Here is a 24,112-nt window from a genome sequence, read left to right on the forward strand (position 1 = left end):
GCGAGGCGGTGCGTCGCCCGCCGCGTTCGCGGCGGTCAGACGCACCCTACGGGCTTATGCACGTCATTGCGAGGAGCGCAGCGACGAAGCAATCCAGAGCGAATACTGGCGCCCAACGCCCTGGATTGCTTCACCCTCGTCTTCCGACGAGGGTTCGCAATGACGAGTCATGATCCTGTTCGCAGCCGTCGTAGGGTGCGTCTGGAGGCGGCGACGCCGCCGACGACGCACCAGGTGGCCGCGACGGCCGCGAGGCGGTGCGTCGCCCGCCGCGTTCGCGGCGGTCAGACGCACCCTACGGGCTCTGATGGACTACCCGTGACCGGCCCGCAACGAGGCAAGCTGGACGCTCCGTGTCCCAGAGGGGGGAGATGATCTTGAACGGCGACGGTAGCATCGACCACTTGCGCGCCGATCTTGCCACCGTTCGCGCGGAGGTCGAAGCGGTCGGTGAGCGTACGCTCGCCCGCTGGTCCCCGCTCCTGCACCGACCCGACTTCGAGGCCTCGGCCCGTAATCTGGCGCACTATCTGGCCCTTCGCGCGCACGACCATACCGATCTGCAGCGGCGGCTGCGCGGTCGCGGCCTCTCGACCCTGGGCCGCAGCGAGGGGCACGTCATTCAGAGCCTGGACGCCATCAAGGCCACCCTGGGCGGACGGGACCCCGATCCCGATATCCTCGCCGGGTTCGAGGGAGCGGAGACGCGCCTGCGCACCAACACGGCGACCCTGTTCGGACCCCGCCCCACGGAGCGATTCACCCGCATTCTGGTCACGCTGTCGCCCGAACTCGGCACCGACCCCGCGCGGCTCAGGGAGCTGATCGCCCTCGGCATGAACGCGGTGCGGATCAACTGCGCCCGCGATGACCCCGAGGCATGGCGCCAGATGGCGAAGACCGCGCGCGCGGTCGCCCGTGAGAGGGGGGCCGACCTGCGCGTATTGCTGGATCTCGCCGGCCCCAAGATCCGGACCGCCGACCTGCACGCCACGAAAGGGGTTCGCATCAAGGCCGGCGACCGGGTTCGGCTGCGCCGCGTCGGCGGTCCGTATCCGGCCGACGGGGCACCCAGCTTCACGTGCACACTCGACGAAGCGCTGGACGCCGTGCGGCCGGGCGCCACGGTGGCGATCGACGATGGCACGATCTGGGCCGTCGTCGAGGCGGCCGACGCGGGCGGACTCGACCTGCGGATCACCCGCAGCAAACCCGGCGGCGCCAAGCCGAAGGAACAGAAGGGCCTGAACTTCCCCGGCACGGCCTTGCCGGGAACCTCCATGACGGCGGCGGACCGCGCCGCCTTGCCCACCGTTCTGGAACTGGCGGACCTGATCGGCTGCTCCTTCGTCCAGCGCCCCCAGGACATCGACGATGTGCTCGCGGCGGTCGCCGAGGCGCCGAAGCCGCCGCGTCCCATCGGCCTGATCGCCAAGATCGAAACCGACATGGCGTTTCGCAACTTGCCGGAAATCATCGTCCACGGGGCCGGGCGCGTGCCCTTCGGGGTGATGGTGGCGCGCGGCGACCTGGGCGTGGAGGTGGGGTTCGCCCGGCTCTCGGAAGTCCAGGAGGAGATCCTCTGGATCTGCGAGGCGGCGCACATCCCGGTGATCTGGGCCACCGAGGTCCTGGCGCAACTCGTCAAGAGCGGCGTCGCCAGCCGGGGCGAGTTCACCGACGCGGCGATGGGTGCCCGCGCCGAATGCGTCATGTTGAACCGGGGTCCGTTCGTCGCCGATGGCGTACGCACCCTGGGCGATGTGCTGAACCGCGCCGAGCGCCACCTTGACAAGAAGACGCCCCAGCTTACCCGCCTTCAGGCGTGGCAAGACCCCGCCACCTGAGCGCGCGAAACGCCCCCGGCCCTTCCGGTTTTCGATGACAAAACGCCCGACTCCCGGGTAGGATCAAGACTTGGCCACGGCGGCCCGACCGGCCGGGCTGTATTGGTGTACCCTCAAGGGAAGTCCAGAGGCAGGCCGGTTCGCGTTGTGTTTCGGGCTGGCCCGGCGTGCGCGTGGGGAGTGGCGAGGACATGGTCGATTTCATTCCGTCCGGCAGCGTTTTCCTCGAGTTCTCGATCATTCTTCTGTTTTCCACGCTGATCGGAGCCGTCGGCCTTCTTCTGCGCCAGCCCCTGATTGTTTCGTTCATCGCGGCCGGTATTCTCGCAGGGCATTCCGTGCTCGGCCTGGTGCAGTCCGAGGAACAGATCCGCGTGCTGGCCGAGTTCGGCATCGCGCTGTTGCTGTTCGTGGTCGGCCTGAAGCTGGACCTGGGCTTGATCCGCACGGTCGGCGGCGTGGCCCTGATCACCGGCCTCGGGCAGGTCGTGTTCACGTCGGTGATCGGCTTCGTGCTGTGTCTGGGGCTGGGGTTCGAGCCCCTGCCGAGCATGTATATCGCCGTCGCCCTGACGTTCTCGTCGACCATCATCATCGTCAAGCTGCTGTCCGACAAAGGCGAGATCGACGCCCTGCATGGCCGCATCGCGCTCGGGTTTTTGATCGTGCAGGACATCGTGGTCGTGCTGGTCATGATCGTGCTGTCGTCGATGGGCGCCCGGGAAGGGGCGACGGCAACCGATCCGGGCCTGATCAGCTCCCTGCTGATGATCGTCGTCAAGGGCGGGCTGTTCCTGGCCGTCGTCGCCGCCTTCATGCGCTGGCTGGCCGAACCGATCCTGCGCCGGCTGGCGGAGTCCGCCGAACTGCTGGTGCTGTTCGCGGTGGCCTGGGCCGTCGTTCTGGCCTCGGTCGGCGAGGTCATGGGCTTCAGCAAGGAGATGGGCGCGTTCCTGGCCGGTGTCAGCCTCGCCTCCACGCACTACCGCGAGGCCATCGGGGCGCGCCTGGTCAGCCTGCGCGATTTCCTGCTGCTGTTCTTCTTCATCCACCTGGGCAGCGGCCTGGACATGGGCCTGATCGGCGAACAGGTGGTGCCGGCCCTCTGGCTGTCGCTGTTCGTGTTGATCGGAAACCCGCTGATCGTGCTGATCCTGATGGGGCTGCTGGGCTATCGCAAGCGCACCGGCTTCCTGGCCGGCCTGACGGTGGCCCAGATCAGCGAGTTCTCGCTCATCTTCGCCGCTCTTGGCCTGTCGCTGGGGCACATCGGGCTGGACCATGTGGGGCTGATCACCCTGGTCGGGCTGATCACCATCGGCCTGTCCACCTACATGATCATCTATTCACAGTGGCTCTATGCGCGTATGGAGCCCCTGCTGGGGATGTTCGAACGCCGCGACCCGGCCCAGGAAGCGGCCCTGATGGACCGCTTGTCGGAAAACGCCCGCTTCGATGTCATCATCATCGGCCTGGGCCGCTTCGGCAGCAACATCGCGCACGGACTGCGCCAGCAGGGATGGTCGGTGCTGGGGATCGATTTCGACCCAAGCGCCATGCGCGACGGCCCGCACCGGGACTACCCCGTGCTGTTCGGCGACGCCACGGACCCTGAGTTCCTCAAGGACCTGCCGGTGCAGCACGGCCAGTGGATCGTGAACGCGTGGCGCGTGCGGCCCGAGGGCGCCGCCGGCGGCAACTCCATCCTGGTCATGCTCAAGACCCTCAAGGCGCAGGGCTATCCCGGACGCGTCGCGGTCACTGCGCAGACGGCGGCCGAGGTGCCGTTCTACCGCGACCACGGCGCGGATCTCGTTCTGCTGCCGTTCGCCGACGCGGCCACCAGGGCCGTGGAACGGCTGGGCGACGCGCGCGCGGGCCATGCGGCCGAGGCCGCCGCGCCGGAGGTGGCGTCATGACGGAGGGGACCGGCCTGCATTGCCTCGTCGCCACCGACCTGTCGGCGCGCGGCGACCGGGCGCTGGTGCGCGGCTTCCGCATGGCGGCCGCGTCGCACGGCAGTGTCGTGGTCCTGCATGTGGTCGAGGACGCCTATCCACCCCCGATCCTGAAGCACATCCGCGACGATGTCCGGATCCTTCTGCATCAGCAGGTTCAGGCCATGCCCGAGTCCGCCGGCGTGGCGTGGCGGGTCGAGGTCGTTCCCGGGCACGACTTCGAGGAAATCATCGCCCACGCCTTCGGATGCAACCTGATCGTCCTGGGCGGGGGCCGGGAAACGCGGCTGTCGGATCAGTTCCTGACGTCGACGACGCAACGCGTCGTGCGGCGCGCCGATGTTCCCGTGTTGACGGTGAAGACGCCGTACCGAGGCCCCTATGGGCTGGCCGTCGTCGCCCTCGACGACACGGACCCGGCAGAGCGCGCCGTGACCTTTGCGCTGGACGCCTATCCGGACATGCGGGTGGTGGCCTTTCACGCCGTGGACGTGCCAAGCGACATGGTCGATCCGGCGGAGGGCGGGCTCGACGCATTCGCGCGGCCCATTCGCGACCGACTGGCCCGCGTGCCGAACTTCGCCGATCGGGGCCGGTTCACCTGCGAACGCGGGGCGCCGGTGCCGACGCTGGACGCCCTGGTGACCACGCACACACCGGATTTGGTCGTGCTGGGACGGCCACGCCGGGGCTGGTCCTTCCTGCTGGCACAGGATCTGCCGGGCCATGCGCTGATGAGCGCCAGGGCCGACATTCTCGTGGCGCCTTGATGGCTTGGAACGACCCTCGCCTCTTGTATCAGATGTATCAGGCGGTCTTGATGCTGGCTCGCCGGGATCAAGGCCCAACGCCGTGTCGTGGCGCCGGTGCGATCTCACCGGCCCTTGGGCCAGTCGGTCGCTCTTGTCGCGGGCCGCCGCATCGACAAGGCCCTGGCGATCCCTCCAAGGCCCCCACGCCCCTAACCCGGCGGAGCAGACATGGTACCGTTACCCCGTTTCAGCGCGCGACTCCTTGGCGACGTCGGTCCGGTTTTTCATGCCTCGGTGATGATCGTGGCCGTCTTCGTGGTGATCACGGCCCTGGCTCCGACCATGGTGGAACAGGCGTCGGCGGCGATCCTGCGCGCGACCGCCGAGAACGTCGGCTGGATGTACCTGATCGCGACCACGGGGTTCGTTGTCTTCGTGCTGTATCTGGCGTTGTCCAGGATCGGCACCATCCGGCTCGGCACCCAGGATGAGCCGCCCGAGTTCTCCTTTCCAAGCTGGCTGGCTATGATCTTTTCCGGCGGCATGGGTGTCGGCCTTGTGTTCTGGGGCGTGGCGGAACCCATGATGCATTTCAACGAACCGCCGCTGGGCATCGGTGATCCAAGGACCGTTGAGGCGGCGCAGACGGGCATGCGCTATGCCTTCTTCCACTGGGGCCTTCATCAGTGGGCGAACTTCGCGTTGGTGGGGCTCGCCATCGCCTACGTGCGGTTCCGCCACCAGAGCCACGGCCTGATCAGCGAGACCTTTCGTCCCCTTCTGGGAGATCGTGTGGATACGGGGTGGGGCAAGGCCATCGACGTCCTGACCGTGGTCTCGACCGTGTTCGGCGTGGCCACGACCATTGGCCTGGGGGCGCTGCAGGTGAACAGCGGCCTGTCGCGCCTTGTGGACGTGCCGTACGCCCTGTCGACGCAATTGCTGATCGTGGCGGTGCTGGGGGGCGCTCTGCTTCTGTTCGTGATGACGTCCCTTGAAAGCGGCATGCGGGTTCTCAGCAATGCCAACATGGTGCTTGCGGGGCTCTTGTTGCTGGTTGTTCTGTTTTTGGGGCCAACGTCCTTCATCTTTGGCGTCATGACCCAGACCCTTGGCGAATATCTGGGCAACGTCATCCAGATGAGCCTGGTGACATCGCCCTATGCCGGCGGCCAATGGGTCGAGCAATGGACCATGTTCTACTGGGCATGGGGTCTCAGTTGGGCGCCGTTCGTCGGCAGTTTCATCGCCCGTATTTCACGCGGCAGAACTGTCCGGGAGTTCGTGCTGGGCGTCATGCTCGTCCCCGTCGCGCTGAGCATGTTGTGGTTTTCGGCCTTTGGCGGCGCCGCGCTGCGCTTTGAAATGTTGGACAGTACCGGCATCGCGGACGCGGTCGCGGCGGAGGTTCCCGCCGGCCTTTACGTTCTTCTTGAACAGTTCCCGGCCAGCAACCTGCTGATCATCGCGGCGATCATCCTTGTCGCGCTGTTCCTGCTGACATCGGCCGTTTCGGCCACCTTCGTGCTGGGCATGTTCACGTCAAAGGGCGTCCTGAACCCGGCTGTGTCCATTCGCGGCCTGTGGGGCTGCCTTCAGCTTTTGATGGTGGCCGTGTTGCTGTCGACAGGGGGCCTGGAGGGGCTGCGCACGGTCTCCATCATCGCCGCGTTTCCGTTCATGCTGTTGATGATCATGATCGCCGCGTCGCTGTATCGGGACCTGTCCTATGAAATCGAGACCCGCCAACAGCGGGAGCAGGTTCTGACCGAGCGCATTGAATGGCTGTTGCTGCGCGAAGCCGAACGGGAGGCCGCCAGGGCATACGAAGAAGACGTCCACCCGACCATCGCCGAAACACCGCCGTTGGCCACGAAAGACACGCCGGACCCGCCGGACGCGCCGTGACGACCCAAGGGGCCAACCAAGGCACCATTTGCCCTATAGTCGCGGTCGATAGACACGTCGGGGCGGGTGGGGCGCCGCCCTTCGAAAACAACAGAAACAGCGCCGCTTTTCAGCGCGTCTGCCCAGCGACCGCGAACCCAGGTGTGGCGATATGGGTCATTCGGTGGCTCCGTTCCCAATCGCCGATTCACAGCGATGGTGAGGGGGCCGGGCGGATCCAGGCCCGGACGCCGCAGTTCGGCGCCAGAAGGCCGGTTTTGGGGATCGGCTGTTCACTGACCGGCGCCGTGTTTCGGAGGCTTGTCGGGAACGGCAGCTTTCCATGTCGCGGGTTCAATGACCTGCCCGTCCCCTCCCGGCCCCCATCCGCCCTTCGTCTTCCTTCCCCGCCCAACGCAACAGGGCGCCCCGGCAAGGGGGCGCCCCGTGACAATACGCGACCGGCTCACGGGGCGACGCCTCGCCCCCTACTCCGCCGCGACCCAATCGGCGCCGGGGGCGGTGTGGAAGAAGCCGTTGGCCACTTCGCGGTCCTCCAGCAGGTCGAGCAGGCGGTCCTCGGCCTCGTCGACGCCGACGCGGCCGGCCAGCAGGTCGGCATAGACGCGGCCCACCGCCACCATGTCCATGTCCAGCGGCGAGACGCGGACCTGGGTCACGCCGGCCTCGATCATCTCCGGGATCTCGCGCACCAGCAGGGTCACGGCGTAGGCCATGGTCTGCAGGCCGTTGACCACCATGAACGGGTCGCCGTCGATGGTGTCGACGTCCATGCCCTCCGGGTCCTGGTCGCAGATCAGCCGGCAGGTGGCCTTGGTCAGGCCGTGCGCGCGGGCGTGGTAGCAGCGCGCCGAGATGGCCAGCGGGGCGCGGCCGAACACGGTCACGCCGCACTCGACGCCCAGGTCGCGGGCCGTGCGGGCCAGGGTCAGCACGTTGTCGCGCGGCAGCTCCCACGGCAGGGTGACACACGTGGCGCCGCGCTCGACCAGGGCGGTCAGCGTCGCCGGGTTGTAGACGTTGACCATGGGGCCGATGTGGTGCGGCTGGTGCGACAGCAGCGCCAGGGCGCCGACGTCGTTGGCCTCGATCAGGGCACCGGCGTTGGCGGTGCGGGCCACGGATTCCAGCGCCTCGACCTCCTCCTCGGTCACCGCGAGGCCGATGGTCGGGCGGATCACCTGCCGGCCCGCCGCCTTCAGCATCACCTCGGCCTCGGCCATGGCTTCGAGCACGGGCGCCGTGTCGCGCTTGGAGCAGACGGTCTCGCCCAGCACGACGGTGTCGTAGGGGCCGTCCTCGGCGATGGTCTTGTAGAACGCGCGGCGCCGCTCCGGTGTCCAGTGGTACAGCAGCGGGCCAAGGGTCAGGCGGGCGGACGGTTGGGTCATGGGACGGGTCCGTTTCTCTCGATCCGTGCCTCGATCACACGGGGTGTTGAAAAAAGGCGCGACGGCGATGATCCATTCCCGCGCGGGTTCTCGTCGTCACACACAACCGAAGACGGCGGTCATCGCCTGAACCCCCTCCCAGCCTCCCCCATGAATGGGGGAGGAGTCCGGGCGGTGGACTCCGGCCGGACTCCCTCCCCGTTCACGGGGAGGGTTGGGGAGGGGTCTTGTCCCGCTCCGCCGGCGCGTGTCGGCTTCGGGGAAACACGTTTGAGGACCGTTTAGGGGGCGTGGCCCGGCCATCGATCAATGCCAAGTGCCGGCGTACACCCCCGTGGTGGCCGCCGCCCCCTCCATGAACGGGCGCGAGGCCGCCGCGTCGGTGGCCTCGCCGGCGATGGCGGCCTTCAGGGTTTTCACCACCTGGGCGACGTAGGCCTTGCCGCGCTGGCGGCCCTCGACCTTCAACGCGGTCACGCCGGCCTTGGCGAACTCGGGCAGCAGCGGCGTGGCGTCGAGGCTGCACGGGTCCTCGAACAGGTGCATCTCGCGGCCCATCACGCGGTAGCGGCCCTTGCACGGCGTCGGATAGCCGGCCTGCTCGCCGGCGCCGAAGCGGTTGAGGGTGAAGTTGCCCAGGCGCGAGGTCATAATCTCGCCGTGCTCCTCATAGCGCACGTGGCTGGCGGGCGAGCACGCGCCGTCCTTGTTGGGCGAAATGCCGGTGGCGTAGCCGGACATGGAACAGCGCCCCTCGGCCATCACGCACAGGCCGCCGAAGACGAACACCTCGGTCTCCATGTCTGGCACGGCGCGGATCAGGGCGGCGATCTGCTCGACCGTCAGCACGCGCGGCAGCACGACGCGGCGGATGTTGAAGGCGTCGCGGTAGAACTTCACCGACGGCGCATTGGACGCCGACGCCTGCACCGACAGATGCAGCCGCAGGTCCGGGTGGCGCTTGGCGGCATAGCCGGCCAGGCCCATGTCGCACAGGATCACCGCGCCGGCCCCGGCCTCGGCGCAGACATCGACGTTGCGCCGCCACAGCGAGTCGTCGCCGGCGTCGGGATAGGTGTTGATGGCGATCATGGGCCGGGCGCCCTTGGCCTTGCAGGTCTGGATGCCCTCGGCCAGTTCCTTCTCGGAGAAGTTCAGGCCCGGAAAGTTGCGGGCGTTGGTGCGGTCGCGGAAACCGAAGTAGACGGCATCCGCCCCCGCCTCGATGGCGGCGGTCAGGGCGGCCGGCGTGCCGGCGGGGCAGACCAGTTCCATGGGAACAGCATTCATCGCGGGACCTCTCCGACTCCGACTGCGACTAACTGGCTCGGCGGCGCTGGGTGCGCTGCATCTGGCTTTCCATGCGGGACATGCGCGCGTCCTGGCGGGCCAGCTCGGTGCGTAGCGGCGCCAGGATGGCGTCCTGCACCGTGGCCAGATCGCGGCTGGCGGCGGCGTGGACGCGCTGGCCGACCCGCATGACATGCGGCAGCGCGGACCCGAGCGGCCAGGGGAAGGCGCGGGCGACGTCATCGACTCCGGCGCCGGCGTCCTCCAGCGCATAGCGCAGGGCCATCACCAGACTGGTGTCGCCCTCGATGGTCAGCGCGCGGGTGAAGAACGAGGCATCGCCGTCCATGCCCTCGGTGTCCAGCATGGCCGTCAGGGTCTCCAGCGGTGCCCGCACGGCGGCCACCGCGCCCATGTCCTCGCGCGTGTCGGCCTCGATCAGGTCCATGGCGATGGCGCCGTCCTCGATGTCCAGCGCCACGGCCACCGGATGCCCGTTCGGAACGATGGCCAGCCGTCCGGTGAGCCCGGACAGCCGGTCCTGCAGGCGCGGCGCCATGTCGCGGACCAGGCCGTCCAGCACCGGGCGGGCCAGGGTCCGCATCACCGACAGCGGCACGGGACGCAACAGGATGCCAACGAGAAGACCGGGCGAGAAGGTACGCACTGAGGGTGGCATGGAGCACCTGACAGACTGGCGGAACGGGAGGACGCACGGCACCGGACCCTTGCGGCGTCACCGGGCACCTTGACCGCACAGTCATAATGCGGTCAATCCGCCCGGGCAAGAGTCGCGCTCGATCCCGCCGCGGCCTTCGGGGGATCGCGGCTCTTGTCCCCACCGCCGGCGCGCGCGCCGGCGATCCAGACCGTACCGGGAGACCCGCCATGCTGTTCGAGTCCCTTCTTGTGTTTGCCGTCCTGGTGGCGGGGAGCCTCGCCGCCGCGTCAATGGGGGCGGTGTTCCGTCCCGGCGCGTGGTACGCCGGCCTGCGCAAGCCGGCCTGGGTGCCGCCCAACCGGCTGTTCGCGCCGGCCTGGACGGTCATGTACACCCTGATGACGGCGGCTGCCTTTCTTGTCTGGCATTTCGGCGAGGGGACGGTCGGCACGGCGGCCCTGATCGCCTACGCCGTGCAACTCGGGTTGAACGCGCTGTGGTCACCGGTGTTCTTCGGCCTGCGGCGCATGGGGGCCGGGTTCGCGGTGGTGGCGGCCCTGTGGGGGGCGGTGCTGGTGACCACGCTGCTGTTCTTCCAGGTGTCGCCGTGGACCGGGTTGCTTCTGGTGCCGTACCTGGCCTGGGTCACCTTCGCCAGCGCCCTGAACCTGTCGGTCTGGCGCCTGAACCGAGCGGCGGAGGCGGGCTGAATCGCGATGCCTCGCGTCCATCCTGCGATTGCGAATTGTTATGTCCTGCCGCGGCCAGGGGCGTTACACCGTGCAGATGCCCGGCCGCCCACCGGCGGCGCCCGTTGCGAGTCGCGGAGGATCCCATGCGTATCGGTTTCACCAGCCTGAATTTCAAGACCATCACCGGCCATGCCGGCCGCACCCACCGGTTCCTGGTGTTCGATCTGGCCGAGGACGGCACGGCGACGGAACAGGACCGCCTCGACCTGCCGCCCGAGATGGCCATGCACGAGTTCCACCAGGCGGGACCGCACCCCCTGGACGTCCTGGACGTTCTCGTGACCAAGGAATGCGGTGCCGAGTTCATTCAGCGCATGGCCAAGCGCGGCGTGCGGGTGGTGCTCAGCCCCGAGGACACCGACCCGGCCAGCGTGCTGAAGGGGATCGCCGAGGGCCGGGTGGATGTGTCCGGCGCCGGGTCGCACGACTGCGCCTGCGGCCATGACCATCATGACCATGACCACGAGCATCATGACCATGGCCACGGGCACGGCCAGTGCTGCGGCGGGCATGGTCACGGGCATGGTCACGGGCATGGCCATGGGCAGGGCGGGGGCGGCAAAAGGCGCGGTCCTGCCGCCGCGCGTTCGGCCGGGCACTAACCTGATCCGGACACCAACTTGATCCTGTCTCCGACCCGAAAGACAGCCCGCACCACATCAGATCGTCCACATCGACGTCGAGCGCCCGGGCCAGGGCCTTGATCGTCGCGGTCGAGCCGCACGTGCGACCGCGTTCGCCCTTGAGGGCTTTCGCGGTCGCGGCCAAAGATATCGGCGTCGCGCCGCATATCGCTGTGGGTGGCTTATTGTTGCGGCGCCGGCACGCACCGTCCCACGGGCACGAAAAACCCCGCCAAGTCATTGACCTGACGGGGTTTTCTTTGGTCGGAGTGGCAGGATTCGAACCTGCGGCCCCTGCCTCCCGAAGACAGTGCTCTACCAGGCTGAGCTACACTCCGGCCGTCGCTGTTCCGTCCCGATCGGGACGGCCTGTATAGGGCTTCCGACCGGGCCACGCAAGATGCGATCGCGCAGGGTGTCCGTCGCAGATGATATGTCCGGTTTTTTGAAAGGGTCCCGACCGGAGGGATCGGACGCTACCGGAGGTCGGGACGGCCCGATCTGTGGACGGCGCTCCACCCCGCCCACAACCCCACCATCAGCAGCGGACATTTTTTGTGCTATGAAATCCAGACATCTTCACGTGTCTTTGGCACAAAAAAAGCTGGGCGACCTCGACGGTGCGCCGGCTCATTCCCCGATCAGGTGCGCCGCCACCTGCCGTCGGCCGCCGCGTGCCCGGTGCTCGACCACGAACACGCCTTGCCAGGTGCCCAGGACCATGCGGCCGTCGCGCACCGGAATGGACAGTTGCACGTTGGTCAACAGGGTGCGGACGTGCGCCGGCATGTCGTCCGGCCCCTCGGTGCCGTGGCGGTACAGCGACGGGTCGCGCGGCGCCAGCACCGCCAGCCGGTCGGTCAGGTCGGCGAGCACGTCCGGATCGGCGTTCTCGGTGATCGTCAACCCGGCCGAGGTGTGCTGAAGCAACAGGGTCAGCAGGCCGTCGCCGATGCCGCTGTCGGCCACGAACCGGGCGACGTCCCGGGTGATCTCGACGAAGCCGGTGCCGCGCGTCGGAAAGCTCAGGGTGTCGTGGTGCTGGCGCATGGCGCCCCCTTATGGTCCGATCCGGCGCGGCCTCGGCCCGCCCGTGGCCCAGTCGAGCAATTGCACGGTGTGGACCAGCGGCACGCCGGTCTCGGCCTCCAGGTGGGTCAGGCAGCCGATGTTGCCCGAGGCGATGACGTCGGGCCGCAAGGCGTGCAGGGTCTCCGCCTTGCGCGCCCGCAGCGCGCCGGCCAGGGCCGGCTGGGTGATGGAATAGGTGCCGGCCGAGCCGCAGCACAGGTGCGGGTCCGTCGGGGTCACCACGCGATAGCCGGCCGCCTGCAACAGGGCCTTCGGCGGGTCCTTGATCTGCTGGCCGTGCTGCAGCGAGCAGGCGGCGTGATAGGCCACGGTCAGGCCCGGCTCCAGGACCGCGTCCACCAGGCCGAGGTCGGTCAGAAGCTCGGTCACGTCCACGGTCTTTTCGCCGATGGCCCGCGCGGCCTCGGCCAGCTCCGGGTCGTCGGCCAGCAGATGTCCGTAGTCCTTCACCGTCGTGCCGCAGCCGGAGACGTTGATCACCACCCGATCCACCCCGGCGGCGGTCCAGGCGCGCACATTGGCGCGGGCGAAGGCCTTGGCCTCCTCCTCGCGGCCCATGTGGTGAACGGCGGCGCCGCAACAGCCCTGCCCCTCGGCGATGACGACCTCGCAGCCGTGCCGGCGCAGCAGGCGCACCGTGGCGGTGTCGATCTCCGGGTCCAGCGCCGGCTGCACGCAGTTGCGCATCAGGGCGACGCGCAGGCGGGTCGCGCCCTCGGGCGGGATGACCTGGGGGCGGTCGATCGCCGAGCGCAGCGCCGGGCGCCGCCGCGCCATGCCGGCCATGGCGCCGAACCGCCCCGGCACCGCCCACGCCAGCGGCCGGCCCAGCCAGCCCGCCAGCATGGCCCAGCGGAAGCGGCCGGTGTGGGGAACGATGGCGCCCAGCACGTCGCGCAGCAGGCGGTCCGCCCACGGCCGCCGGTAGGTCCGTTCGATGTGCGCCCGCCCCTGCTCCAGCAGGTGGACGTAGTCGACGCCCGACGGGCAGGTGGTCATGCACGACTGGCAGGTCAGGCAGCGGTCGATGTGCCGCACCACCGTCTCGCTGGCCGGCTTGTCGTGCTCCAGCATGTCCTTCAGCAGGTAGATGCGGCCGCGCGGGCTGTCCAGTTCATCGCCCAACAGGACATAGGTCGGGCAGGTCGCGGTGCAGAACCCGCAATGAACACAGGTGCGCAGGATGTCGTTGGCCTGTTGGACCATCCGGTCCTGTTCCAACCGCGCGGCGGAGAAATTGGTCTGCATGGGTCAGCGTCCCTCCGCCATGCGGCCCGGGCCGAGAATGCCGGCGGGATCGAAGCTCTCCTTGACCCGGCGGGAGAGGGCCTCCAGCGCCGGCGGCGACGGATGGAACCCCGCAGCGCGCGCCCGCGCATCGCGGCCGGCCCGGATCAGCGTGGCGTGACCGCCGCCGTGATGCTCGACCGCCGCGCGCACGGCCGAGACGTGGGCGTCCGGGGCCGGCGCCAGGGCCAGCCACACCAGCCCGCCGCCCCAGTCGAACAGCACCGACAGCACCGCGCCCGGCGCCGCCTGCTCGACCGCCCGCACCACCCGCGCGCCGCTCATCGGCGGCACCGACAGGCGCCAGACCTGCGCCTCGGGCGGATCGGCGATCAGCCGGGCGTCGCGCACCTCGCGCCAGAGCGTGGCGCTGTCCGGGCCGTCCAGGGCGTCGGTCGGTCCCCATCCGGCCAGTTCGTTGCGCAAGGCATCGCGGCGCCAGACGACCGAGGGCTCCGGCCCCTCCACCCGCAAGGCCGTCACGCCGCGCGCGGCCTCGCGAATGCCCGGGACGGCCGAGCGCGCGGCCACGTCGGCCGGCAGGTGGCAGGCGCCCGAGACCTCGTGCGGCGAGCGCAGGCCCAGCGACATCACCTCCATCGCCGCGGGGTCGGTGGCGCCGTGGATCAGGACGGTGCGGGTTTCCTCCGGACGCGGCACCACCTTCAGCGATAGCTCGGTCAGGGCCGCCAGGGTGCCGAACGACCCGGTCATCAGCTTCGACAGATCGAAGCCGGTGACATTCTTGACCACCCGGCCGCCCGACTTGAACGGCTCGCCGCGCCCGGAGACGCCCTGGACGCCCAGCACGTGGTCGCGCGCCGCACCCGCCGACAGCCGGCGCGGTCCCGACAGGTTGGTGGCCACCAGTCCGCCCAGCGTGCCCGGCGGATCATCCGGTCCATCGGGCTGGCCCAGCAGGGCGCGCCAGTCCGGCGGCTCGAACGCGAGCATCTGGCCGGCCTCGTCCAGCGCCGTCCGGATCTCCGACAGAGGCGTTCCCGCTCGCGCGGTCATCACCAGCTCGTTGGGCGCATAGTCGACGATGCCGGCGATCCCGCTCAGGTCGAGGCGATGCGCGGTGTTCGACGGCCGGCCGATGTCCGCCTTGGTGCCATGGCCGATCAGGTCGAGCGGCGTCGCCTCGGCCACGGCCCAGGTGATCAACTCCGCGACCTGCTCGGGCGTGTCTGGACGGTACGTCTGGGTCATGGGAAAGCGTGTCCGATCGCGGTCAGAATCGCGGAATGTCGGGGAACGGCATCGATCCGCCCGAAATCTGCATCCGGCCCAGTTCCGCGCAACGATGCAGGGTCGGGAACACCTTGCCGGGATTGAGGAACTGGCCGGGATCGAAGGCGCATTTCAGGCGCTGCTGGTGGGCCAGGTCGATTTCGTTGAACATCGTGCCCATCAGGTCGCGCTTCTCGACGCCAACGCCGTGTTCGCCGGTCAGCACGCCGCCCACCTCGACGCAGAGTTTCAGGATCTCGGCGCCGAAGGCCTCGGCCCGCTCCAGTTCGTCCGGCACGTTGGCGTCGAACAGGATCAGCGGGTGCAGGTTGCCGTCCCCGGCGTGGAACACGTTGGCGCACCGCAGGCCGTAGCGGGTGGACATCTCCGCCATGCGCGTCAGCACGGCCGGCAAAGCATGGCGCGGAATGGTGCCGTCCATGCAGAAGTAGTCCGGCGAGATGCGCCCCACGGCCGGAAACGCGGCCTTGCGCCCGGCCCAGAACAGCGCCCGTTCGGCGTCGCTGGTGGAGACCCGCAGCGAGGTGGCGCCATTGCCCGTGGCGAGGGCCTCGACGCGCGCGATCAGGTGGGTGACCTCGGCCTCCGGGCCGTCCAGTTCGCAGATCAGCAGCGCCGCCACGTCCAGCGGATAGTCGGCGTGGACGAAATCCTCGGCGGCGTGAATGGCCGGCTTGTCCATCATCTCCAGCCCGGCCGGAATGATCCCCCGGGCGATGATCTCGGCCACAGTGGCGGCGGCCGATTCGGTGTCGGGAAAGCCCATCAGCACGGCGCGCGCGGTCTCCGGCGCCCGCAGGATGCGCACCGTGACCTCGGTGATCACACCCAGCAGCCCCTCCGAGCCCGTCACCACCCCCATCAGGTCATAGCCGCCGGGGTCCAGGTGCTTGCCGCCCAGGCGGACCACCTCGCCCGTCATCAGCAGCATTTCGACGCCCAGCAGGTTGTTGGTGGTCAGGCCGTACTTCAGGCAATGCACGCCGCCGGCGTTCTCGGCCACGTTGCCGCCGATGGAACAGGCGATCTGGCTGGACGGGTCGGGCGCGTAGTAGAACCCCTGGTCCTGCACGGCGGTGGTGATGGCCAGGTTGGTCACGCCGGGCTGGGCGACCACGCAGCGGTTCGAGATGTCGATATCGAGGATGCGGTTGAACTTGCCCAGGCCGAGCGTGACCGCGTCGGCCAGCGGCAGGGCACCGCCCGACAGCGACGTGCCCGCGCCCCGGGGCACGATCTTGACCCCGTTCTCGTGGCAGTAGCGCAGCACCGTCGAGACCTGCTCGGTCGTCGAGGGCAACACGACAATCAGCGGCGGCTGGCGATAGGCCGACAGGGCGTCGCACTCATAGGCCCGCAGGGCGTCCTCGTCGACGATCACGCCTTCGCCGGGCACGAGTCGTTGCAGGTCCCGGGCGATCGCCACGCGCCGGGCGATGACGCCGGCATCCGGCTCCGGCATCCGCATGGGCTTTCCTCACGCCAGAGGTCGGCCGGCCCGGGGTGCCGAACCGGCAGGACACCCGATGCCATCTATTCTGCCCGGGCGGAGGTTTCAATGGGAATCGCGTCTTGGGTTGTCCGCGGCCTCGCGGTGCCGGGGCCGACGCGTCGGGTTTCATGAGAAAAGAAGCGCCGGCGCTGACGCACCGGCGCTTGTCAAATTGGTGTCGCTCAAGTGTCCGGCGCGTCAGAACGGGAACAGGATATCGTAGATCTGCTGGCCGTAGCGCGGCTCGGTCATGTCGGTGACCGTCCCCCGGCCGCCGTAGGAAATCCGCGCCTCGGCGATCTTGTCCCAGGCGATCGTATTGTCGGATCGCACGTCCTGCGGCCGGATCACGCCGGTCACGGTCAGTTCGCGCAGTTCACCGCTGACCCGCACCTCCTGGCGTCCGGCAATCACCAGGTTGCCGTTCGGCAGGACCTGGAGCACGACGGCGGCGAGGCGGATGTTGACCGTCTCCGAGCGCGCGATCGTGCCGCTTCCGGCGTGATCACTGCTGGACCCGAAGTTGACCAGGTTCGACGGATCGACCTCGTTGGGGAAGATGTCGCTGAAGCCGCCTTCCAGGCCGAAGAAGCTCGTGACCCCGGCGCCTTCCTCGCCATTCCGGCCGCGCGCCAGGGTGTTCGCCAAGCTGGCCTGTTCGCCCTCGATATCGACCACCACCGTCAGGATGTCACCCACCTCGCTGGCGCGCTGGTCCTTGAAGAAGGCACGGGCGCCGGGCCGCCACAGGCTGTTCGGATTGGGCTGGGCGATCTCCGGCGTCGGCATGGGCATACTGACGGGCTTGTAGTCGCGCCGCAGCGTCGGGTTCTCCAGGTTGCTCATGGCCGGGGGCTCGCCCACCTCGGACAGTCGCTGCAGGGTGTTGCAACCGCCCAGCGCGCCGACGAGCAGTCCCGCGACACCGGCCAGGGCAACGCCGCGCGCGATGCGGCGCATGGCCCCTGCGGCGGGCCGAGGCATGGTGAAACGGATCGGAACGGACATCACCCTTCTCCAAGCCAGCAGGAACTCAATTCTCAGCGCACGGATGACTCAATACACGCCGGCCGTCATCGAGTCCGGGCGGACCCGGACCGTGTTCCGTCCTGTGACCTCGGCCAGAACCTCCTTGTTGGAGGCCACGTTGGCCACCCGGACGGTATCGCCCACGGCGCCGTCCTCCAGCGCGCGCCCGCGCGCGGTCACCGTCATGAACGGTGTTTCCAGCACCATCGTCACCGCCGCGTTGCGGGAGACGACCTCGGGCGGAATCACCTGGTTGGCGCGGACCGGCCGCCCGGACTGAATGTTCTGGCGCGCCGCCTTGCCGATCAGGTCCTCTGTATCGAGCAGGATGTCGGGGCGCAGGTCGCCGCGCCGCATGGAATCCCAGCGCACATCCTCGGCGGTCACGATCATGCCCCGCCGCAGCGGTCGGGTCAGCACAGGCACCTCGACGGACACATGCACCGCCCCGGTCAGGCGAACCGGCCGGGCGTTCGGACCATCAGCGGGCACGTTGAGCAACGCGTTGAAGCGGCCCGTCCGGTCGTCATAGTACAGATCGCGCACGGCGATCCGCACGTCTTCCGGCGCGCCGACGGTCGCGTGCACGTTGAGGGCGCTCACTTCGACCTCGGCCTCCGGCTGCATCCCGGCGGCAACAAGATGACGGCGCAGTGTCTGCAAAACCTCTTCGCGGCCGATCTCGTAGCCGCGCCGCGCCACGACGGTCTGCACGAACCGGCTGGCGGCGGTCCACGGCACGCCGTACTCCTCGGCCAGGTCGTTCAGGTAGTGGACGTCCAGCACCACGCGCTCGCCCGGCGCCGGGGCATGGCCAACCGGAACCTGCGACAACTCCCGGGACAGCCCGCCGAACACGTCGCCCAGATGGATGAACGGCCGCTCGATGGTCGATTCCGGCCGCAGCACGGCGCGGGCGGGACCGCCGCCGGGAAGCCCATGCACCGACGCCAGCACACCAGAGGCGGTGCCGCGCCGGTTGGCGGCCTCGACCAGGGCTTCGGCGAGCGCCGAGATATCGGCGGGCCCCGACGCCGCGCCCTCGGCTGGCGACGTCGCTTCCGTGGTGGGCAGGGCCACCTCGTTGGCCATGCCCGCGCCCGGCACCAGAAAAGCCAGGGCCAGGGCACCCGCACCGACGACTTGGAAAACGGACCGCAGCATCGCATTCCCTCCCGCCGGACGCCGCGCGCCCGGCCGGTTGTCAGATCCCCCTATTTCATCCGCGAGACGGTGGACATCATTTCGTCCGCCGTGCTGATGACCTTGGAGTTCATCTCGTACGCCCGCTGGGCGCTGATCAGTTCGGTGATCTCGGCCACCGTGTCGACGTTCGACGATTCGAGGAACCCTTGCAGCACCGTGCCGTAGCCGGGCTGACCCGGGTTGTTGGCCGTCGGCCCGCCGGAGGCCTCGGTCTCGGTGAACAGGTTGTCGCCCTCGGGGTTGAGGCCGGCCTCGTTCGGGAAGATGGCGAGCTGGATCTGGCCGGCGTTCTGCAAGGCGTTCTGGCCGTCCAGCTTGTAGAGCACCTCGCCCGACGCATTGACGGTGATGCTGACCGCCTCGTTCGGAATGGCCTGGATGCCCTGCACCTTGTAGCCGTCGTGGGTGACCACCTCGCCGTCGGGGTTGAGCTGGAACGACCCATCGCGGGTGTAGCCGGTTTCGCCGGTCGGCAGGTCGATCTGGAAATAGCCCTTGCCCTGGATGGCCATGTCGAGGCTGTTGTCGGTGCTCAACATGCTGCCTTGCTCGGTGATCCGGTAGACGGCGGCGGTTTTCACGCCCAGGCCCACCTGCACACCCGCCGGCACGATGTCGCCCGCGTCGGAGGAGGTGGAGCCGGCGCGGCGCAGCGACTGGTACAGCAGGTCATGGAACTCGGTGCGACGGCGCGAATAGGCCGTCGTGTTCATGTTGGCGATGTTGTTCGAGATGACTTCAACATTCTGTTGTTGCGCCAGCATTCCGGTCGCACCGATGTTGAGCGCGCGCATGTTCTCCTCCGCTCCGCCTCTTATGCGTTCTTGGCGCCGGACAGGACCGAGATGGCCCTCCGCTGCCGCTCCGATTCTGACTCGATCATCTGTTGCACCGATTCATAGGCCCTGTGGACCTCGATCATGTGCGTGATCTGTTCCATTCCCTGGACGTTCGAGCCTTCGAGCATTCCCTGCTGGAGGGCGACGACCTCGACCTCTTGAGGTTCCTGGTCATCGGCATCCAGAAGGCCGGCCTCGACCCGGCGCAAGCGCTCCGGGTCCTCGAATTCCACCACGCGCAGCCGGCCGATGGCGCCGTTTTCGGTCGACACCGTGCCGTCGCGCGAGATGGTGATGTCCGTTTCGTTGGGCGCGATGAAGAACGGCGTGTCGTCGGCGCTCATCACCGGGTGCCCGGAACTGGTCACGATCATGCCGTCCTGATCCAGCATCAACCGTCCATTGCGGGTGAAGAAGCGCCCGAAGTCGGTCTCGACCTCCAGATAACCCTGCCCGCTGATGGCCACGTCCAGCGGGTTCCCGGTGTGGGTCATCGGCCCTTCCGACATGTCGCGGACCGTGCCGTAATCCAGCGTGTAGGACAGCCTGTCCGGCGACGGGCTCTCGATCCCGCGTGAGCGCGCCAGGTACTGTGTGAACAGCGTCGCCTCCGACTTGTAGCCGGGCGTGTTCATGTTGGCGATGTTGTTGGCCACGACGTCCATCTGCCGCCACAGGGCGGTTTGGCGGGACAGGGCGATGTAAGACGGCGTTTGCATGGGCTCGACCATTCGCGGAACAACGAGGGATCTCCACCGCAGGCGGATCCCGGCCGCAACCATGCAGGCCGCGTGCCAGCCGTCCCGGGTCCGGTATTGGCTCCCGGAGGGCGCCTTTGGCGCGCCTGTCCGGGGTGCGTGCTTGGGGAACCGGGGTGCTCATTGCCGGGCAGTTCTTGCCGGGCACGATGCGGCGCCGCGCCCAGAGTCCCTTCGCGCTGAACGAATTTTTAAGGAGTGCCGCCTACGCTTCGCGGTACGCCAGATCGCCACTGTGCCGCGCGTCGGACGCGGTGGCCGTGGCGTCGCGAGACCGGGGCGGCCCGGCCGGGTCCACGGACCCCGACACGATCCGCCCGCGTCTGGTCCGCGCCCCTTCGACCCCGCCACGGATTGCCGAGCCCATGGCCGACGACCTTGAAGAAGACTACGACGCCGCCGACGACAGTTTCCAGGAAGAGGGACGAAAGGGCGGCGGCGGCAAAAAGAAACTCCTGCTGTTCATTCTGCCGGTTCTGCTGGTGGTCGGCGGGGCCGCCGGCGCGTTCTTCACGGGGCTGCTCGATCCGGTCATGAACATGGTCACCGGCGGCGGCGATGAAACGCACGCGGCCGGCGACGCGCACGGCGGCAACGGCGGTGGCGGTCATGGCGGCGAAGGTGGGGACGGTGCCGGGGTCCTCGGACAAACCGTGTTCTACGACCTGCCCGAGATGGTCGTGGATCTGAACGCCGGCGGCCGCAAGTCGCACTTCCTGAAAGTCCGCGTGAGCCTGGAACTCGCCAGCCAGGCGGATGTTGCGACGGTCGAGGCAGTCATGCCGCGCGTGATCGACAACTTCCAGGTCTTCCTGCGCGAGTTGCGGATCGAGGATTTGCAGGGCGCCGCCGGCATCTATCGCGTGCGCGAGGAGTTGTTGCGGCGGGTCGGCAACGCGGTGCGACCGGCCCGCGTCAATGCCGTTCTGTTCAAGGAAATGCTGGTGCAGTAGGCGAACCGCCGGCGGCGGCGCCGGCGGACAAGACGCCCCCGAGACCCGAGGATACGGCTGACATGACCCCCTCCGACGAACCGGGCCGCGAGGTTTCACAGGAAGACGAGGAAGCCATGATGGCCGAATGGGCCAACATGGTGGACGAAGATGGTGGTGCCGGCGGCGGGAGCGGTGGCGGGGGCGACGGCGAAGATGGCAATGCTGACGCCATGGCCGCCGAATGGGAGGCCATGCTCGGCGACAACGGTGAGGACGGCGAGGTTGCCTCCAGCGTCGCGGGCCGGGAAAGCACCCGGGTCCTGAACCAGGACGAAATCGACAGTCTGCTCGGCTTCGACGAGTCCGAGGAGATCGGCAGCGACAAGTCCGGTATCCAGGCCATCCTGAACAGCGCGCTGGTCTCGTACGAACGCCTGCCGATGTTGGAGGTGGTGTTCGACCGGCTGGTGCGCATGATGTCGACCAGCTTGCGCAACTTCACGTCGGACAACGTCGAGGTCTCGCTCGACAACATTTTGTCTCTGCGCTTCGGCGACTACCTGAACTCGATTCCGCTGCCGGCGATGCTGTCCGTGTTCAAGGCCGAGGAGTGGGACAACTCCGGCCTACTGACCATCGACTCTTCCATGATCTATTCCATCGTCGACGTCCTGCTGGGCGGCCGGCGCGGCACGGCGGCCATGCGGATCGAGGGGCGGCCGTACACGACCATCGAGCGCAACCTGGTCGAGCGCTTGGTGCATGTGGTCCTGGCCGATCTGTCGGCGGCGTTCGACCCGCTGTCACCGGTCACCTTCCGGTTCGAACGCCTGGAGACCAACCCGCGCTTCGCCACCATCTCGCGCCCCGCCAACGCGGCCATCGTCGCCAAGCTGCGCATCGACATGGAGGATCGCGGCGGTCGCCTGGAACTGTTGATCCCGTATGCCACCCTTGAGCCCGTGCGCGAACTGCTGTTGCAGATGTTCATGGGCGAGAAGTTCGGGCGCGACTCCATCTGGGAAACCCACCTGGCCGAGGAGATGTGGTTCACCGAGGTCCAGATGGAAGCCATCCTCGACGAGGTCGAACTGCCGCTGCGCCATATTCTTCGGCTCGAGGTCGGCTCTCAGATCATGTTCAACGCCACGCCCGATTCGACCGTGGTCCTTCGTTGCGGCGACGTGCCCATGTTCGCCGGCCGCATGGGGCGACGCGGCAACAACATTGCCATCCGCGTCGATCGCAAGGCTTGGCAGAAAGCTTCGCCCGCGTAACGTCCGGCAGACCGACCATGGTCGCGGCCGCCGGATCCCCGGCCCCGCTCGCCATGGCAGCGCAGAGGCGCCCATGTCCTTCAGCTTCCTTCTCGACGTCATCATCGTGGCGTTGCTTGTCCCGACCATCGTGTTCGCCTGGATCCTGAACGGGCGACTGGCCGATCTGCGCCGCAATCGGGATGAACTGGCGCGGCTCATTTCCGAGTTCAACGAGGCGACGCAACGCGCCGAATCGGGCATTCCGAAGCTACGCAAGGCGGCCGACGACGCCAGTCGCGGTTTGCAGGACCGCGTGGAAAAGGCCCAAACCCTGCGCGACGACCTCGCCTTCATGGTCGATCGCGCCGACACGGCGCTCGGCAAGCTGGAAGACGGCGTGCAGGGCCGCCGCGCCCGCGCGCCGGACAGCGCGCCCGCGCCCTCCAGCCTGGGCGCGCGCTCCCACGCGCCGGGTGCGTCCGCCGGCCGGGCATCCGCGCCGGGGGGCGGCGTTCCGGCCCCACCGCCGGTGCCGGGGCGTCGCCCGGTGCGCGCCGCCGCGCCGCCACCCGCCGCGACGGCGGCCGCGTCGACGGTCTCCGATGACGGCGACGACCAGTTCTTCATTGAGGACGAACGCTCCGAAGCGGAACGGGAACTCCTGCGGGCGCTGCAATCCGCGCGGTGATCGGCCGACGTTCGTGTCTTCGCGGTCCCGCCCGAGACCGCGGCGCTCCGACCGTGGCCGCTTTTCTGGTTTCTTAACGGGTCTCTGCTGTACTGCGCACACGCGGCGGCGCGCATGGCGCGTCCGGGGGACCGCAGAAGGGCAGAAGGAAGGTATCGGGATGCCCAAGACCAGGGCCAAAACCACCGCGCGAAAGGGCCAGCGGACACGGCGGAAAGCGTCGCCACGGGTGGGCGTCCTGCACCTCGTGATCGTCGCTGGTGTTCTCATGCTCTCCGTGCGAGTCGGCACACTCTACGAGGACATCAACGGCTGGGGCGCGTCGGTCCAGGTGGGCCAGACCCAGGCCATGGCCGTCGAAGCCACCGCCGCCGAGCCGCCTCGGGTCGGGCCGGAGGCGGAACCGACCGGCCAGGTGACACCTGGCGGCGCACCGCCGCCGCCGACCGGCGGCGCCCCGGACATGGCGGCCGAGGCCGTCGCCGGCACGGCGCCCCCGGGGTTCACGCAGTCCGAGATCAACCTGTTGCAGCGCCTCGCCGAACGCCGCGAGGAACTGGACGCCATGGAGCGCGAGTTGACCGACCGCGAGGCCCTGCTGCAGGCAGCCGAACGGCGCATCGAAACCCGCATCCAGGAGCTGAAGAATCTCGAATCGGTGATCCAGGATTTGCTGGGCGAGCATTCCGAGCAGGAACAGGCGCGCATCGATCAGCTGGTCAGCATCTACGCCACCATGAAACCGGCCGACGCCGCCCGCATCTTCAACGACCTGGAAATGCCGATCCTGCTGCGCGTCATCGAAACCATGAAAGAGCGCAGTTCCGCCGCCATTCTGGCCGAGATGTCGCCGGCCAGGGCCAAGGAAGTCACGACCGAGTTGGCCCGGCGCCGCGCCCTGCCGGGTACCGATCCGTTCGCGGCGAATCAGGAGGCGGCCCTGCAATAAGGCGGGGCCAGACCGGCCAAAAAGGATAGACGAAGTCCTTGGCCGAAAACGGGACTTGCACCAGCGCGTGGGCATCTTATAAGTAGCCTCGAGGGTACGCGGGCTGGTTTGGAACGGGTTGGTGCCGTGTGCGAGAATGGGG

The 24,112-nt window shown here is 68.5% G+C and carries 21 protein-coding genes and 1 tRNA gene; 10 read left to right on the forward strand and 12 right to left on the reverse strand.

From position 1 onward, the window contains the following. Positions 1-371 precede the first annotated feature (371 nt). From Q0309_RS15070 to Q0309_RS15085, 4 genes are all read left to right on the forward strand, one after another. A complete protein-coding gene (locus Q0309_RS15070; protein WP_299442917.1) occupies positions 372-1,847 on the forward strand; it encodes a pyruvate kinase in 1,476 nt (491 codons plus the stop codon). Positions 1,848-2,038: 191 nt separating this feature from the next. Next, entirely contained in the window at positions 2,039-3,766 is a 1,728-nt protein-coding gene (locus Q0309_RS15075; protein ID WP_299442920.1) for a cation:proton antiporter family protein, read from the forward strand. Then, complete coding sequence (locus tag Q0309_RS15080) at positions 3,763-4,575, forward strand: universal stress protein (RefSeq protein WP_299442923.1); 813 nt, start codon at positions 3,763-3,765, stop codon at positions 4,573-4,575. The genes Q0309_RS15075 and Q0309_RS15080 overlap by 4 nt, the downstream gene beginning before the upstream one ends. Positions 4,576-4,785: 210 nt before the next feature. Continuing rightward, positions 4,786-6,465, forward strand: a complete 1,680-nt coding sequence (locus Q0309_RS15085; RefSeq protein ID WP_299442926.1) for a BCCT family transporter — start codon at positions 4,786-4,788, stop codon at positions 6,463-6,465. A 467-nt stretch (positions 6,466-6,932) separates the two neighbouring features. On the opposite strand, the gene Q0309_RS15090 is transcribed toward Q0309_RS15085, so the two are convergent. The 3 genes from Q0309_RS15090 to Q0309_RS15100 all read right to left on the reverse strand — a co-directional run bounded on the left by Q0309_RS15090 (position 6,933) and on the right by Q0309_RS15100 (position 9,825). Further along, the gene (locus tag Q0309_RS15090) at positions 6,933-7,856 is read right to left on the reverse strand and encodes a U32 family peptidase (RefSeq protein ID WP_299442929.1); all 924 of its coding nucleotides are present in this window, start codon (positions 7,854-7,856) and stop codon (positions 6,933-6,935) included. A gap of 306 nt (positions 7,857-8,162) precedes the next feature. Continuing rightward, a complete protein-coding gene (locus tag Q0309_RS15095) occupies positions 8,163-9,146 on the reverse strand; it encodes a peptidase U32 family protein (protein ID WP_299442932.1) in 984 nt (327 codons plus the stop codon). 28 nt (positions 9,147-9,174) lie between these two features. Continuing rightward, the gene (locus Q0309_RS15100) at positions 9,175-9,825 is read right to left on the reverse strand and encodes an SCP2 sterol-binding domain-containing protein (RefSeq protein ID WP_299442935.1); all 651 of its coding nucleotides are present in this window, start codon (positions 9,823-9,825) and stop codon (positions 9,175-9,177) included. 209 nt (positions 9,826-10,034) lie between these two features. Between Q0309_RS15100 and Q0309_RS15105 the strand changes: the two genes are divergently transcribed. Beyond that, a complete protein-coding gene (locus tag Q0309_RS15105) occupies positions 10,035-10,517 on the forward strand; it encodes a TspO/MBR family protein (protein ID WP_299442938.1) in 483 nt (160 codons plus the stop codon). 125 nt (positions 10,518-10,642) lie between these two features. Beyond that, positions 10,643-11,161, forward strand: a complete 519-nt coding sequence (locus Q0309_RS15110; protein ID WP_299442941.1) for a NifB/NifX family molybdenum-iron cluster-binding protein — start codon at positions 10,643-10,645, stop codon at positions 11,159-11,161. A gap of 282 nt (positions 11,162-11,443) precedes the next feature. Here Q0309_RS15110 and Q0309_RS15115 read toward each other — a convergent pair. The 9 genes from Q0309_RS15115 to flgF form a co-directional block, all read right to left on the reverse strand. Beyond that, positions 11,444-11,520, reverse strand: a tRNA-Pro gene (locus tag Q0309_RS15115). A 292-nt stretch (positions 11,521-11,812) separates the two neighbouring features. Next, complete coding sequence (locus Q0309_RS15120; protein WP_299442945.1) at positions 11,813-12,232, reverse strand: secondary thiamine-phosphate synthase enzyme YjbQ; 420 nt, start codon at positions 12,230-12,232, stop codon at positions 11,813-11,815. 9 nt (positions 12,233-12,241) lie between these two features. Then, positions 12,242-13,522, reverse strand: a complete 1,281-nt coding sequence (gene glcF, locus Q0309_RS15125; RefSeq protein WP_299442948.1) for a glycolate oxidase subunit GlcF — start codon at positions 13,520-13,522, stop codon at positions 12,242-12,244. A gap of 3 nt (positions 13,523-13,525) precedes the next feature. Beyond that, positions 13,526-14,773, reverse strand: a complete 1,248-nt coding sequence (gene glcE, locus Q0309_RS15130; protein ID WP_299442951.1) for a glycolate oxidase subunit GlcE — start codon at positions 14,771-14,773, stop codon at positions 13,526-13,528. A gap of 22 nt (positions 14,774-14,795) precedes the next feature. Then, a complete protein-coding gene (locus Q0309_RS15135) occupies positions 14,796-16,283 on the reverse strand; it encodes an FAD-linked oxidase C-terminal domain-containing protein (protein ID WP_299442954.1) in 1,488 nt (495 codons plus the stop codon). 222 nt (positions 16,284-16,505) lie between these two features. Next, positions 16,506-17,267: a flagellar basal body L-ring protein FlgH gene (gene flgH, locus Q0309_RS15140; protein WP_299443222.1), complete on the reverse strand. Its 762-nt coding sequence runs from the start codon at positions 17,265-17,267 to the stop codon at positions 16,506-16,508. A gap of 96 nt (positions 17,268-17,363) precedes the next feature. Beyond that, on the reverse strand, positions 17,364-18,500 hold the full coding sequence (flgA, locus tag Q0309_RS15145) for a flagellar basal body P-ring formation chaperone FlgA (protein WP_299442957.1): 1,137 nt from the start codon (positions 18,498-18,500) through the stop codon (positions 17,364-17,366). Between the two features lie 50 nt (positions 18,501-18,550). After that, entirely contained in the window at positions 18,551-19,336 is a 786-nt protein-coding gene (flgG, locus tag Q0309_RS15150; protein WP_299442960.1) for a flagellar basal-body rod protein FlgG, read from the reverse strand. A gap of 20 nt (positions 19,337-19,356) precedes the next feature. Next, a complete protein-coding gene (flgF, locus tag Q0309_RS15155) occupies positions 19,357-20,100 on the reverse strand; it encodes a flagellar basal-body rod protein FlgF (protein ID WP_299442963.1) in 744 nt (247 codons plus the stop codon). 404 nt (positions 20,101-20,504) lie between these two features. Here flgF and Q0309_RS15160 point away from each other — a divergent pair, with 404 nt between their 5' ends. The 4 genes from Q0309_RS15160 to Q0309_RS15175 all read left to right on the forward strand — a co-directional run bounded on the left by Q0309_RS15160 (position 20,505) and on the right by Q0309_RS15175 (position 23,970). After that, complete coding sequence (locus Q0309_RS15160) at positions 20,505-21,092, forward strand: flagellar basal body-associated FliL family protein (RefSeq protein ID WP_299442966.1); 588 nt, start codon at positions 20,505-20,507, stop codon at positions 21,090-21,092. Between the two features lie 62 nt (positions 21,093-21,154). After that, the gene (gene fliM, locus Q0309_RS15165; protein WP_299442969.1) at positions 21,155-22,351 is read left to right on the forward strand and encodes a flagellar motor switch protein FliM; all 1,197 of its coding nucleotides are present in this window, start codon (positions 21,155-21,157) and stop codon (positions 22,349-22,351) included. 73 nt (positions 22,352-22,424) lie between these two features. Continuing rightward, positions 22,425-23,021: a DUF6468 domain-containing protein gene (locus tag Q0309_RS15170; protein ID WP_299442972.1), complete on the forward strand. Its 597-nt coding sequence runs from the start codon at positions 22,425-22,427 to the stop codon at positions 23,019-23,021. 160 nt (positions 23,022-23,181) lie between these two features. Continuing rightward, positions 23,182-23,970: a hypothetical protein gene (locus Q0309_RS15175; RefSeq protein WP_299442976.1), complete on the forward strand. Its 789-nt coding sequence runs from the start codon at positions 23,182-23,184 to the stop codon at positions 23,968-23,970. Positions 23,971-24,112 lie beyond the last annotated feature (142 nt).

The organism is uncultured Rhodospira sp., from assembly GCF_937138205.1.
In the GTDB taxonomy this organism is placed as follows: Bacteria; Pseudomonadota; Alphaproteobacteria; order Rhodospirillales; family Rhodospirillaceae; genus Rhodospira.